Here is a 14204-nt window from a genome sequence, read left to right on the forward strand (position 1 = left end):
GCCGGCCGCCGCCTGCAGTCTTAAGAATGACTGAAAGCGGGGTGCGTGGCCGCCCATCGCAATGGCAGATGCCTGATTTGCCATTGCGATGCTCATATTTCCGTGTCAGCATGGTTTCCTGCCTTCCAAGGCGCTTCCGGAGTTCATGATGACTACCTACCTGCCGGCCCTGATCTGGTCCCTGTCGGCCTTCGCCTGTCTCTTCATCGCCAAACGCCGTTCCTTGAAAACAACTGCTCTCAGGGCCATCCTGGTGGTATTTCTGGGGCCGTTTGCCATTCCCTTCGTGCTGGCGGCCAAGTCCCAGAAACCTCGTCTGGCGTAACCGATCGCCACGGCAAGCGATACGCGCTGAACGGCCAGCCGCCGCGCTGAAACAACAGTTTGCCGGACGGGACGGGCGCCGGCATTGACGCCGCGGGCAATGATTTGTGATAATGAGAATTATTATCAATTGAGTCGCTTGCCTTGCGGCCGGCCATCGTCCTGGCCGCGCCTTGCCTTGAGCGCATCGGAGTCCCTAGTGAACATTGCGCAATCCGGCGAATCGATCGCAGTCATTTACAGCAATCACCACGGCTGGCTGATGCGCTGGCTGCGCGCCAAGCTGCAGTGCGCCGACCATGCGGCCGACCTGGCGCAGGATACCTTCGTGCGCCTGCTGACGGCGCCGCCGGAAGGCCGGCAGACCATGCGCGAGCCGCGCGCCTACCTGACCACCGTGGCGCAGCGCCTGCTGATCGACCATTACCGGCGCCTGTCGCTGGAGCAGGCGTGGCTGGAAACCCTGGCGCAGCAGCCCGATCTGCTGATGCAGTCGCCCGAGGAGCGCTTGCTCGTGCGCGAAGCCCTGCAGCGCATCGATGCCATGCTCGACGGCTTGCCGCCGCTGGTGCGCAATGCCTTCCTGCTGGCCCATGTCGACGGCCTTAGCTACGGGGAAATCGCCCGGCGCCTGGCCGTGAGCGAGCGCAGCATCAAGCGCTACATGGTGCAGGCGTTCGAGCGCTGCATCCTGCTGATCCTGTGAGCACCGCCAGCACGGCGGCCATCGATCCCCGCGCCGCGCGGGCGGCGGCGCAATGGCTGGTGCGCCTGCACGCGGGCCCCTTGACTCCAAGCGAGCAGCAGGCGTTCCAGGCCTGGCGCGCCAGCGATCCCGCGCACGAAGCGGCCTGGCAGCGGGCCGAGCTGGTGTGCAGCACCCTGGCCGGCGTGCCGCCCGCGCTGCGGCAGGCGGCGGACGCGGCGCCGCAATCGCCGCGGCGGCGTGCCGTGCTCTACGGCCTGGCCGGGCTGATCGCGGCCGGACCCGCGCTGTGGCTGGCCAGCCAGTCGGCGCCCTGGCAAGCGTGGCGCGCCGCGATCCGCACGGCGCGCGGTGAAATCCGGCATATGGCATTACCCGACGGCACGCAACTGGTGCTCAATACGGACACGGCCATCGACGTGCGTTTTGACGACGCGGCGCGGCTGGTGGCCTTGCATGCGGGCGAAATCCACGTTGCCACGGCACACGATGCGGCCGTGCCGGCGCGACCGTTCCTCGTGCGCAGCAGCAATGGCACCGTGCGCGCGCTGGGCACGCACTTCAGCGTGCGCCACCTTGGCAGCGTGCTGGCGCCGCGCACCGAGGTGAGCGTCAGCGAAGGCGCCGTCGAGATCCAGCCATCGCAGGCGCCCGACGGCTTGCGCACGATCAATGCGGGCCGGCAGGGCAGTTTCGACGACGTGGCCGTGTCGGCCTTGACGCCGTCGTCACCCCATGCGGACGCCTGGCTGCGGGGCGTGCTGATCGCCGAACGCATGCCGCTAGGGGAGGTGCTGGAACAGGTGGCGCGCTATCGCTTTGGCGTGCTGCGCTGCGATCCGGCGCTGGCGGCCTTGCCCGTGGACGGTATTTTCCAGTTGAACGACCCGGACAACATCCTGCTCTTGCTGCAGCGTTCCCTGCCGATCCGGCTGGCGCGCCGCACGCGCTACTGGATCAGTGTCGAGGCAGCCTGAAGAAATTATTTGCCGCTTGCCTGTCCCTTTTTTGAGATTGCTTCGTCATACAAGGTAGAGAACGAACAATCCGAACCATCGAAAGGGTTTTACATGGCTGTGCAGCACCGCTTATTTTCCCCGTGGACGCCGCTCGCGCTCCATCCCACCACGGGCGCCGTGCGCGCCGCACTGGTCTTGCTGCTGGCCGTGGGCGCGGCTGGCGCCGGCTTGCCGCAGACAGCGCTGGCCGCTGAAGCCACCTCGTCCGCAAGCGTGCGCGATTACAGCATTCCCGCCGGCAGCCTGCGCAGCGCCTTGGCATCGTTCGCCATCGCCGCCGGCGTGAACCTGTCCACCCAGGGCGTGGCGCTCGACGGCCTGGCGACGCCGGGCTTGCAGGGGCGTCATGGCGTTGCCGCCGGCCTTCAACAATTGCTGCAAGGCAGCGGCCTGGAGGTGACGGACGGTGGCAACGGCAATTATCTGTTGCGCAAGATCAATACCAATACGGCCGATGGCGGCCTGGCCAGCATGCCCGCCGTGGTCGTCAGCGCCGAGGCGGACGGCGCCACGGAAGGCACGGGCTTGTATACCTCGCGCAATCTGTCGACGGCGACGGGCTTGAACCTGTCGCAGCGCCACACGCCGCAAACGGTCAGCGTCATTTCGCGCCAGCAAATGGAAGATTTCGATCTGACCACCCTGCAGGACGTGGCGCGCGCCACGCCCGGCCTGTATGGCAAGACGCAGGGCGTGTCCGACCAGGAAACCAGGTATTTTGCGCGCGGCTTCGCCTTGAGCCACATCAATGTCGATGGCTTGCCGCTGGACGTGACGGATTTCAATGAGCGCAACGTCTCCGCCGACATGCTGATGTACGACCGCGTGGAAGTGGTGCGCGGCGCCACCGGCCTGATGGAAGGGGCAGGCGCGCCGTCGGGCAGCATCAACATGATACGCAAGCGTCCCACGGCCACGCCCTTGCTGGACGCATCCATTCACCTGGGCAGCTGGAAGGACCGGCAATTGACGGTGGACGCCAGCAATGCCCTGAACGAATCGGGCAGCGTGCGCGGGCGCGTGGCGGCCAGTCTGCGCGACAGCGACAGCTTCGTCGACGTGGTCAACAACAAGAACAGCACCGTGTATGCGATCGTCGAGGCGGATCTGACGCCATCGACCACGGCCGGCATCGGCTTTTCGCGCCAGCACAGCCGCACTGACGGCGTGTTCGTCGGCTTGCCGACCTTGCCCGATGGCCGCCACATGGACTTGCCCCGCTCGACTTTCCTGAACAATGCCGATTCCTTCCAGAAGCGCGACAACAACGTCGTCTTCGCCGACCTGGAGACGAAGCTGGAGAAGGGCTGGCGCAGCCGCTTCGCCATCACGCATATCGACGCCTCGTCGAGCACGCGCAATACCACCAACGGCCGCGTCGCTGGCGAAACGTTTTTGCTGGAACAGTCGGAAACAGGCTGGAAGTACAACACGGAGCAAGTGGTGGCGGACTGGCGCTTGAGCGGCCCTGTCACCTGGTTCGGCCGCCAGCATGACGTCATCGTCGGCGCCAGCTACCGCCACGACGATTCGGACGCGGCCCAGAGCTGGGAAGGCGCGGGAACGCGCGTGATCGACATCCGTCACTGGAATCCGCGCGCCTACCGCATGAACGGCGCGCCGTTCGAGCCCTACAACTGGGGCCGCAAGACGGACGAGAAGGGGCTGTATGCGGCCGGCAACTTCAGCCTGGCCGATCCGCTGCGCCTGGTGCTGGGCGGGCGCTTCGGCTGGTATGCGCAGGATGTCACGGGCTGGTATGCCACCAATCCGACGTGGCGCCGCGACCTGACGGAAAACGCGAAATTCACGCCGTACGCGGGCCTCGTCTACGACCTGGACCCGCATCACTCCGTGTATGCGAGCGGCACGCAGATATTCCAGCCGCAAAGCGTGCTCGATGTCAAAGGCAATGGCTTGCCGCCGTTGAGCGGCACCAACCTGGAAGTGGGCGTCAAGGGCGAATATTTTGGCGGCAGGCTCAATGCCAGCGGCGCCTTGTTCCGCATCAAGCAAAACAACCGCGCCATGACCGATGAAGTCAATTGCCCCACGGGCGGTCCCATCTATTGCGCCCGCGCGGCGGGGCAGGTGCAGAGCGAAGGCGTCGACTTGCAATTGTCGGGCTCGCCATTGCCTGGCTGGCAGATCTCGGGTGGTTACACCCATGTGCTGGCCAAGTACACGAAGGACAGCGTGGCCGCGAACATCGGTCAGCGCATCGCCACGGACGAGCCGAAGCAATTGTTCAAGCTGTACACGAACGTGCAGCTGAGCGGCAGCCTGGCGCGCTGGAACCTGGGCGCCTCCGTGTATGCGCAGGACAAGATCGACCGCCGCGACAAGGCTTACCTGACGCAGCAGGGCGGGTACGCCATCGTCGGGCTGACGGCCGGCTATCGGATCAGCGAGCAGCTGCAGCTGCGCGCGAGCATCGACAACGTGCTCGATCGCCGCTACTACCAGGCGCTCGGCTATTCCTGGTCCGGCGGGCTGGCGCGCTACGGCGCGCCGCGCAGCGTACTTGTCTCGTTGAACTACAAGATGTAGCCGTTGCGCCAGCGGAGCGCGCCCGTCCGGGCGCCTCTGCTACACTGCCGCCGTCTTTATCTTTCCACTTTGCCATGACCGCCATTCCTCTCCTCACGCCCCTGAAAAGCGCTTTCCAGCAATCGCGCGCCGAGAATAACATCGAGCTGATCCTGCCCGAACTGCTGGCCGCGCAATTGCACGTCGTCATCGGCGGGCAAAGCGAGCAGATCGACCTGTTCCTCGTGCCGTCGCCGAATCCCGAGCGCCGCTGCGTGACGGTGGCGGAAGATCCCGCCTTCCTGGCCGGCATCAATTTTCCCAAGATTCCCGTTACGGGCGCGCAACTGCTCGCCTCGATTCCTCCCGAGATCGAGATCGTCCTGCTGCATGGCGATGGCGCCAATTACCTGACGCGCGAGCAACTGGCATGGTTCCGCGGCATGCTGGCGCAGAACGCTTGAGCGGTATTCCCGCCAGGCCTTGCAAGCCGGCGCGCGCCGAATGGGTACGCTTTGCGCCGGCCGACGATGCCAGCTGCCATGCGGCGATGATGGCCAATATGCGCCCCGTGCTGTGGCGCAGCGTGCTGCTGGGCGGCTGCGTGCTGATCCTTGCCTTCATCGTGCAAGCCGTCTGGCGCGACGTGCCGTATGCGGGCGAGGCGGTGCTGCTGGGCCTGCCGGCGCTGACCGCCTGGATCGTCGGCGTGCTTTTTCTGCCGGGCCCCGATCTGTCTTTTCATGTCGAGATCAATGATGCGGGCGTGTTGCTGCGCCGGCTGGCGCGGGGCTTGCCCGGCCATGACAAGGTGCTGCAACTGGCGCCGCAGCAGATGCGCGCGCTGGAGGTGGTCACCTACGCGGGCGCGGTGGATGTCTACCGCGGCGGGCCGCCGATGGCGCGCGTGGAGCTGCTGCTGCACACGACCCTCGACGATTGCCCGCTGATCCGCGTGGTGGGCATGGATCTGCCCGTGCCGCAGCGCTGGTCGTTGCGGCAGATCAAGGACGAGCTGGGCCGCCGCTGTACACTGGCCGGTATCCCTGTGACCGAGCGCGCCGGTGCGACCTATCAGGCCTCTTCCGCCATACGCGCGCTGTGGCCGCCAGCCTGAACGGGCGAGTGCTGTCGCATCGCGACCTCAGAATATTGTGTTTCTTGCTATAGTATTGCTGAAGTCCTATGAATATGTTCGCAAAGCAACTATACTCATGGCTCTTTAAAAAATCATCGTCACGCTGGCGGCCAGCCATCCGCGCCAGAGTTCGTACGCATTCCGCTTTTTCACTCTGTAAAAAGCACCTTTCCCCCGCGCGGCAGGCGCGGGCGTGATGACCGAGCCTTGCCCTGGTCGACTGCTACCGTTGTCATTTCCGCTGTGTTGCCGCTTTAGTAAAAAGCGTGGCGCCGGCGCGCGCGGTGCGCCGTCATGTTTTGCGACGTCACGTTTCACTCACCTTATGCCACGACAGTATGTTTAGTTCCATCTTTGCCGTATCGACCGATACCATGCAGTACATCTACGGCACGCACAACGCCTGGCTGGTGCTGTTTTCCATCGGGATCGCCATCTTTGCCTCGTTCATGGCCTTGCAGATCGCCGGCATGGCGCGCAGCAGCGAGCGCGGCTTCCAGCGCCAGACGGCCATCATCACGGGCGCCATCGCGCTCGGCGGCGGCATCTGGTCGATGCACTTCATCGGCATGCTGGCTTTCGACATCTGCACGCGTGTCTCCTTCGACCCCAGCCTGACCCTGCTCTCCATGCTGCCCGGCGTGGCGGCATCGTGGGTGGCGCTGCACATGCTGGCGCGCCCGAGCATCAACTGGCGCCAGCTGGTGGTGGGCGGCGTGCTCGTCGGCGTGGGCATCGGCTCCATGCATTACAGCGGCATGGCCGCCATGCAGACGTCGCTGACCCTGCATTACCAGCCCTGGCTGTTTGCCTTGTCGCTGGTGGTGGCCGTCGTCATGGCCATGCTGGCGCTGTGGATACGCTTCGGCCTGAGCGCCATGCGTTTGCGCATGAGTCCCCTGGCGTCCTTGCTGGTCAGCAGTGCCGTCATGGGCTTGGCCATTTCCGGCATGCATTACACGGGCATGCTGGCGGCGCGCTTTTCCGGCACCCCCACGGCAGGCGACAACACGATCACGGTGCAAGCTTCGTTCGTGGCCTTGGCCGTGGCCCTGATCACCGTCACCCTGACGGTGTTTGTCGCCGCCGCGAACGGCTTGCTGCGCTACCGCCAGCTGCTGCGTCATGCGAGCGCCAGCGAATCGCGCCTGCGCGCCATCGTCGATACGGCGGCCGACGGCTTGATCACCATCGATGGCCAGGGCAAGGTGCGCTCCTTCAATCCCGCCGCGGAAAGCCTGTTCGGCTGGCGCGAAGCGGAGATCGTGGGGCGCGACGCCAGCGTGCTGCTGCAGCCGTCCGACGCGGCCGAGTACGAGGGTTATCTGCGCGACTACCTGGAAACGGGCGCCTCGCGCATCCTCGACAGCGGACGCGAGCTCGATGGCTGCCACAAGGATGGCGCCGTGCTGCCCATGCGCGTGGCGATCGGCAAGATCGACACGCCGGGCCAACCCCTGTTCGTTGCGTTTGTCACGGACATGCGCTCGTCGCGCAGCATGGAGCAGGCGCTCAAGGACAGCGAGCGCCAGTACCGCACCCTGATCCGCAATATCCCCGGCGTGTCCTTCCACTGCAGCTTTGCGCCCGAATGGAAGATGATCTTCATCAGCGACGCCGTCTTCAACCTGACGGGCTGGATGCCGCAGGACTTCGTCGAGGGCCGCGTCAGGCTGTTCGACCTCGTGCACCCGGACGACCGCCAGCGCGTCAACGACACCTGCGTGCAGGCGGCCGGCGAAAAGCGCGACTTCGAGAACGTCTACCGCCTGATCCACCGCGACGGGCGCGAACGCTGGGTGCGCGAAAGCAGCGGCCCCGTGCTTGACAACGACGGCGTGGTGCGCTGGATCGACGGCGTCATCCTCGACATCACGGAAAGCGAATTGCGCAACGCCGAGTACGAAGGCAAGGTGACGGCCATCTCGCGCGCGACGGCCGTCGCGGAATTCGACCTGCAGGGGCGCATCCTGGCGGCCAACGAGAACTTCCTCGACCTGATCGGCTACCGGTCCGACGACGTGCTGGGCTTGCACCACAGCATCTTCTGCGAGCCGGGCTATGTGACCTCGCCCGACTACATCGCGTTCTGGCAGCACCTGGCGCAGGGTGAATTCAACACGGGCGAGTACAAGCGCATCGGCAAGGATGGCCGGGAAGTGTGGATACAGGCGTCGTACAACCCGATCTTCAATACGGACGGCAAGCCGTTCAAGGTGGTCAAGCTGGCCACCGACGTGAGCGAACGGCGCGCCATGCAGGAAAACCTGCGCGCGGCCAAAGACCGCGCCGAGCTGGCCGCCGAATCGAAGACCAGCTTCCTGGCCAACATGAGCCATGAAATCCGCACGCCGATGAACGCCATCATCGGCTTTACGGAAGTGCTGCTGGGGACCGCCCTGGACAGCCTGCAGCGCCGCCACCTGGGCACGGTGCGCCAGTCGGCCCGTTCCCTGCTTGAACTGCTCAACGACATCCTCGACACGGCCAAGCTGGAAAAAGGCGCCACCGAGCTGGAACTGGTGGACTTTTCGCTGCCGGACCTGGTCGACCACGTGGCCGCGTCGCTGCGCATCACGGCGCATGCGCGCGACCTGGTGCTGCATGTCGACATCGACCCGGGCATGGGCCAGTTCTTCCTGGGCGACGCGCGCCGGGTGCAGCAGGTGCTGACGAATTTGATCGGCAACGCCGTCAAGTTCACGGAAGTGGGCCATGTGCGCGTGGCCGTCGGCATGCAGGGCGAGCAGGTGCATATCGCCGTGCACGACACGGGCATCGGCATTCCCGCCGACCGCCTGGACAAGATCTTCGCGCCGTTCACGCAAGCCGATTCCTCGATGAGCCGGCGCTTTGGCGGCACGGGCCTGGGCACGACGATTTCGCTGCAGCTCGTCGAGCTGATGAAAGGCACCATCACGGTGGAAAGCACTCTGGGCGTGGGCAGCGTGTTCCACGTGCTGTTGCCGCTGGCGCCGGGCAAGGCCGTGGCGCGCCGCAGCGAGCAGCCCGTGGTGGCCTTGCCGCCGCTGCGCATCCTGGCGGCCGACGACGTGCCGCAGAACGTGGAGCTGCTCCTGATCAGCCTGGGCGCGGCCGGCCACCAGGTGATCGCCGCCAGCGATGGCGAGAGCGCCGTGCGCGAATTCGGCAAGGGCAGCTTCGACATCGTCCTGATGGACGTGCAGATGCCGCGCATGGATGGCCTGGAAGCGACGCGCCTGATCCGCGTGCACGAGCGCGAGCAGGGCTTGAAGGCGACGCCCATCATCGCCCTGACGGCCAGCGTGTTGGAACAGGACCGGCGCGCCGCGCAGACGGCCGGCATGAACGGTTTCGCCTCGAAGCCGCTGGAAATGCACAAGCTGACGGCGGAAATCGCCCGCCTGCTCGATATCGCCGTGGCCATGCCGCCGCCGGCGGCCGGTGCGGCGGCGCGCGCCGCTGCCGGCCAGGTGGACTGGCAGCGCGGCATCGCCCTGTGGGGTGGACGCGAAGCCCTGCAGCGCGCCATCGCGCGCTTCGTGCAGGCCAATGGCGACTGCGCCGCCATGCTGGCGGCGGAACTGGAACGGGGCGGCAGCAGCGTGGCCGGCCACCTGCTGCACCGTATCAAGGGCGCGGCGGGCAACCTGTGCCTGGTGCAGGTCGAAAGCCTGCTGGGGCGCATCGAACAAGCGATTGCGCGCCAGTTGCCGGTGACCGAATTGCTGGTGCAGCTGGCGGCCGCCTTCATGGCGCTGGCCGGCGAGCTGGAAGAGGCGGGCATGCCGGCCGTGGCCATGCAGGCGCCGGCCGCCAGCGCGCCCCTCGATGCAGCCGCCGCTGGCGCCTTGCTGCGGCAAGCCATTGCCAGCTTGGAAGGCGGGCAGCTGGACGATGCCTTGATGGCGCAGATCGCCGCCATGCTGGCGCCGCACGGCCAGCAGCCGCGCCTGCAGGCGCTGGCCAGCGCCATCGACGACTTTGAATTTGCGCGTGCCGCGGGCGTGCTGCGCCAGCTGCTGGCGTGGCTGGAAGCGCCAACGCCTGCCGACCTTTCCTGATATTGGGCTAACGATGACCTTACACGAAGACAAACCGATCCTGCTGCTGGTCGACGATGAAGCGACGAATCTGCAGGTGCTGCGCCAGATTTTGCAGGACGATTACCGCCTGCTGTATGCCAAGGATGGCGAGAAGGCGCTGGAACTGGCGCAGAACAATCCTGTCGAACTGATCCTGCTCGACATCATGATGCCCGCCATGACGGGCTATGAGGTGTGCCGCCAGCTGAAGGCCATGCCGGCCACCGCGTCCATCCCCGTCATTTTTGTGACGGCCCTGTGCGACGTGAAGGACGAGGCGGACGGCTTCGACGCGGGCGCCGTCGACTACATCACGAAACCCGTCAGCCCGCCCATCGTGCGCGCCCGCGTGCGCACGCATCTGTCGCTGGTGGACGCCGAGGAATTGCGCCGCTCGCGCCTGCAGGTGATCCAGACCCTGGGCCAGGCGGCCGAGTACAAGGACAACGAGACGGGCATGCACGTCATCCGCATGAGCTATTATGCGCGCCAGCTGGCGCTGGCGGCCGGCTACAGCGCGGGCAGGGCGGAAGACTTGCTCAACGCGGCGCCTATGCACGACGTGGGCAAGATCGGCATCCCCGACGCCATCCTGCAAAAACCGGGCAAGCTCGATGCGGACGAATGGAAAGTCATGCGCAGCCACGCGGAAATCGGCGCGGCCATCATCGGCGAGCACGCGGGCGGCCTGTTGAAAATGGCGCGCACCATCGCCTTGACGCACCACGAAAAATGGGACGGCAGCGGCTATCCGCAAGGCTTGAAGGGCGAGGAAATCCCCCACGAAGGCCGCATCGTCGCCATCGCCGACGTCTTCGACGCCCTTACCAGCGAACGCCCGTACAAGCGCGCCTGGACGGTCGACGAAGCCATCGCCACCATGCAGCGCGACAGCGGCACGCACTTCGACCCGCAGCTGCTGGCGCTGTTCATCGAACAGCTGCCGGCCATGCTGGAAATCAAGGACAAGTGGCGCGAGCCGGCGTAGGGGAGGCAGGTCAGGGCGGATCCACGCGCAGGCGATCGGCAAGCAGGCGTGCACAGGCCGCGGTGTCGCCGAATCGCACGTGTTGGCACGCCATGTCGCTGCCCAGCTTGCTCATGTGGCGCGATGGATACATGAAACCGTGAATCGCGCCGGCTTCCTGCGCAATGATCCGATCCAGCTGCCAGCCCAGCCATTGGCACCAGCCGTGATCGGGGCTGCGCAATTGGTCATAGATGCCCAGCCGGCTGGCGGCCAGGCCCGTCAGATCGAGCAGCCGCAGTGGCACGCTGAATGACAGCGTCGCGATCAGCGCTTGTTGCGCGTTGTGCGCGATGTAAAAGGTGCCCGGGCGCGTGGCATCGTTACGGCAAAGCTGGGCTTCCCAGGCTGCCGTGTAGGCATCGTCCGCAATATATACCCAGTGATAGGGGAAGCCGTGCGCATTGGCCAGCTCGGCGGGCGGACCGAAGCGGTAGGTACGTTCAACCTTCGCCGGCCAGATGGATGCCGTGTTCCACGCCGCGCGCACGAGGGCCTGGCCGGCCTGAAGGATGATGATATTGCTCAATAATTCAGTGCGCAGCGATGCCAATGCCGGCAGGCGTGCGGCCATGTCTGGCGGAATTGGTGTTTCTTGCAGTTCAGACGTCATGCGGGACTAGCCTATGATGTCAGCCATCCCCCTATGCTGCCACTTTGCCGATGCCATGACCTTGCGTAATCTCTCGCTGGCCGGCAGATCCAGCAGCGTCTGCTGGCTGGGATGCACTGCGGGCCGCGTTTCAAACGATTTGCCTGCAAGCATCTCTGCTGGCGAAAGTTCGTTGAGTTCGTCTGCGCTGCTGATCCAGAAAGCATGGATTTCACTGCTTGGCTGGCCGGCCAGGATGGCCAGCACGGGCGCGATCAATTCCGGCACGGGCTGCACAAATTGCCAAGCCGGAAACTCCTTGCCGATACTGCGTCCCTTGGGCGTCACGCAATAAAACCGCTGGCTTTCCACGGCGCGATACAGCGACGCTTGCGACAGTTCCACCCATCCCTGGCCAATGACTTCTGAAACCTTGAGTTTTGATGCAGGAAGTTGCAGCAGGATCGATGGCGGCGTGGCGACCAGCGAGGCGCGCGCCGCATTGAGCGCGCGTGTGGCCAGGTCGATCAGGCGCTCGCGCTCGGGACCGTGCGCCAGCATGTCGAGTTGCGCACCCACCAACTGCGAGAATTGTTCCACTGCCCGCAAGTCCCTATCTGTCCATTCCTGTAGGTCGGGCGCCAGGGTGCTGTGAGTCAGATGTGCTGTCATGTTCACTCCTCGGATAAATGCGGCTGACATCTCACTCACAAGATTATCATGTTTCGCAACTTTATCAAGCGAGCAGCGCACTTTTCCCGCATCAGGCAGCTGGATATGCGGCCGCGCGGTCATGGTCATTGCTTTCTTGCCTCTTGAACGGCGCCGTGGCGATGCTGATGAGCAAGGGCTGGAGGCAGGCAGGCCGGGTAGGTGGGATTGCGCAGGGTGCTGCTCCGCGCATTCGACCTGCGATGCCTTATGGCAAGCTGTCCGGCAGCCGCAAAATCCGCCGTATCTCCAGGATCGCCTGCGGGCTTTCCTGTACGCTGTGCCAGGACGGGATGACTTTTTCCGACTGCGCGCCGTCGAGGTGGGCGCTGGCGTAGGGCACCACGCCGTCGCTCGATTCGGCCAGCGGCAGGTCCGGCGTGTCGTTGCCCATGATGGAGTAATAGCGCACTTTCGGGTTGATGGGCAGGTCGGCCACCAGGCGCACGAACGGGTCCTTGTCGCTGAGGTTATCGATGCTGTTGGGGATGCGCAGCGGCTCGCTGCTGCCCGTGTCGAGCTGCGCCAGGCTGCCGGCCGCGTCGGACAACTGGTCGAGCATGGTGATGGGCAAGGTGACGAGGTTGGCGATCCAGCGCGCCACCTTGTGGTTGGCGAACGAGGTGCCGCGGTGCGGCGCGGCGATGAAGATGGCGCGGTTCACCTGCGGCATGGCCGTGAAATTCAGGTAGGGCGCCAGGCCCGCGCGCACTTTTTCCGCCTTCTTGCCCTTCAAATTGTATTCTTCCGTGATGGCGTCGAGCAGGGTGTTGCTGGCGTCGGACACCATCAGGCGCGCCAGCACGCCGCCCATGCTGTGGCCGATCAAGACCATGTCGTTGGCGGCGTCCGCCTTGCCAGCCGGGTCGAACTGCGCCAGGGTGGCGGCAAGCGCCTGGCGGATGGCGGCGTTGTTGGCCGCCAGCGGTGCATTGCTCGGGTAGTATACTTGCCAGATCTGGTAGCGGCGGCGCAGCTGCTCGTCGCCCATCAGCTCATTCGCCACGTTGATCCACGCTTCCGGGCTGCTGGCCAGGCCGTGCAGCATGACGATGGTGCGCTTGTTCGGGTCGTAGGGCTGCATCAGGTGCACCTGCGGGCGCGAAATGCCGTCGGCGCGGCCGAACAGGGTGCGCAGCGCCTGCACGCCGAAGCCGGAACGGGCCAGCCACAAGCCATAGCCGGCCGTGAAATTGGCGGCCACCGGCAGTTCCTGGCCCGCCATGCGCGTCGATTCGTTGCGCGTCGGGTCGACCAGCATCACCAGCAACTGCTGCGTCGCCAGCACTTCCTGCAGGCTGTTGCCGTCGAAGCGGATCAGCGCCGTGACGACGGGGAAGCGGGTTTCCTGGTAGGGTACATAGTCGCCTTTCGACGCCTGGGGCTTGGGCATGACGGCCACCAGGTCGGCGCCGAAGCCGTCGCGCCGGTACACATTGCGCAGGCCGGAAAACGACAGCGAGGTGGCCGGCAGCAGTTCTTCGGGCAAGGTGCCGTCCTCGGGCAGGCGCAGGGCCGACAATTCGCTGTCGATCTGCCAGCCGGCGACGCGGATCACATGGCCGTCGGGCCGGTATTCGCCGCGGTGGCGGAACAGGTTGCCGACGGCTTTTTGCACGGCATAGTTATAGTAGTCGCGGATCTGCGTCTGGCGTTCCTCGAAGGCGCGCTGGCCCGGCGTGCGCGTCGTGTAGAACAGGTAGGCATACGCGTAGCGGGCCGATTCGAGCCAGGCGGCCAGCAGTTCGGCGCTGGCGTGGCCGCCCTGTTTTTCTTCCGCCAGCGCGCTTTCCAGCCACAATTCGGACAGGGTCGCCAGGCGCTGCTCGTCGCTGAGCAGCTCGGAGCGGGCCAGGTCGGCGCGGCAGCTGCCCGTATTGGCTTCGCAGGCGGCGATGTCGCTGCCGATGATGCGCAGCACCTCGCTGGCCGCGGCGCTCAATTTTCCCGTGGTGAGGATGTCGCCGCGCCGCTGCTGCAGGTAGTCGGCCGGCGAGATCGCGCTGACGGTGACGGCGGCGCAGCCGCTCAGGAGCGCCGCGGCGCACAGGAGGGCGCATACGCGCAGACGCCGCATCAGCATGGCCAGTC

11 protein-coding genes are annotated in these 14204 nt (G+C 65.5%); 8 read left to right on the forward strand and 3 right to left on the reverse strand.

The genetic code is table 11. The features are described 5' to 3' along the window. The first annotated feature begins 145 nt into the window (after positions 1-145). From OX459_RS26040 to OX459_RS26075, 8 genes are all read left to right on the forward strand, one after another. A complete protein-coding gene (locus OX459_RS26040; protein WP_289907153.1) occupies positions 146-325 on the forward strand; it encodes a hypothetical protein in 180 nt (59 codons plus the stop codon). 198 nt (positions 326-523) lie between these two features. Beyond that, on the forward strand, positions 524-1030 hold the full coding sequence (locus OX459_RS26045; protein WP_257219004.1) for a sigma-70 family RNA polymerase sigma factor: 507 nt from the start codon (positions 524-526) through the stop codon (positions 1028-1030). Beyond that, the gene (locus OX459_RS26050; protein ID WP_289907154.1) at positions 1027-2007 is read left to right on the forward strand and encodes a FecR family protein; all 981 of its coding nucleotides are present in this window, start codon (positions 1027-1029) and stop codon (positions 2005-2007) included. The genes OX459_RS26045 and OX459_RS26050 overlap by 4 nt, the downstream gene beginning before the upstream one ends. A gap of 93 nt (positions 2008-2100) precedes the next feature. Further along, positions 2101-4599 (forward strand): TonB-dependent receptor, encoded by a 2499-nt coding sequence (locus OX459_RS26055; RefSeq protein ID WP_289907155.1) that lies wholly within the window; start codon positions 2101-2103, stop codon positions 4597-4599. 74 nt (positions 4600-4673) lie between these two features. After that, a complete protein-coding gene (locus OX459_RS26060) occupies positions 4674-5042 on the forward strand; it encodes a hypothetical protein (protein ID WP_099667770.1) in 369 nt (122 codons plus the stop codon). Continuing rightward, positions 5039-5695 carry a hypothetical protein gene (locus OX459_RS26065; protein WP_289907156.1) on the forward strand — a complete coding sequence of 219 codons (657 nt, stop codon included), beginning with the start codon at positions 5039-5041 and terminating at the stop codon, positions 5693-5695. Before OX459_RS26060 ends, OX459_RS26065 begins: the two co-directional genes overlap by 4 nt. Positions 5696-6054: 359 nt before the next feature. Next, positions 6055-9762 (forward strand): PAS domain S-box protein, encoded by a 3708-nt coding sequence (locus OX459_RS26070; protein ID WP_289907157.1) that lies wholly within the window; start codon positions 6055-6057, stop codon positions 9760-9762. 13 nt (positions 9763-9775) lie between these two features. Beyond that, positions 9776-10771 (forward strand): HD domain-containing phosphohydrolase, encoded by a 996-nt coding sequence (locus OX459_RS26075; RefSeq protein ID WP_289897706.1) that lies wholly within the window; start codon positions 9776-9778, stop codon positions 10769-10771. Between the two features lie 10 nt (positions 10772-10781). On the opposite strand, the gene OX459_RS26080 is transcribed toward OX459_RS26075, so the two are convergent. The 3 genes from OX459_RS26080 to OX459_RS26090 form a co-directional block, all read right to left on the reverse strand. Next, positions 10782-11423, reverse strand: a complete 642-nt coding sequence (locus OX459_RS26080) for an RES domain-containing protein (protein ID WP_289907158.1) — start codon at positions 11421-11423, stop codon at positions 10782-10784. A gap of 6 nt (positions 11424-11429) precedes the next feature. Then, positions 11430-12203: a hypothetical protein gene (locus OX459_RS26085; protein WP_289907159.1), complete on the reverse strand. Its 774-nt coding sequence runs from the start codon at positions 12201-12203 to the stop codon at positions 11430-11432. Between the two features lie 118 nt (positions 12204-12321). After that, on the reverse strand, positions 12322-14196 hold the full coding sequence (locus OX459_RS26090; protein ID WP_289907160.1) for an alpha/beta hydrolase: 1875 nt from the start codon (positions 14194-14196) through the stop codon (positions 12322-12324). Between the last annotated feature and the right edge of the window lie 8 nt (positions 14197-14204).

Origin of the sequence: Janthinobacterium sp. SUN026 (assembly GCF_030397625.1) — a bacterium.
Lineage (GTDB): Bacteria > Pseudomonadota > Gammaproteobacteria > Burkholderiales > Burkholderiaceae_D > Janthinobacterium > Janthinobacterium kumbetense.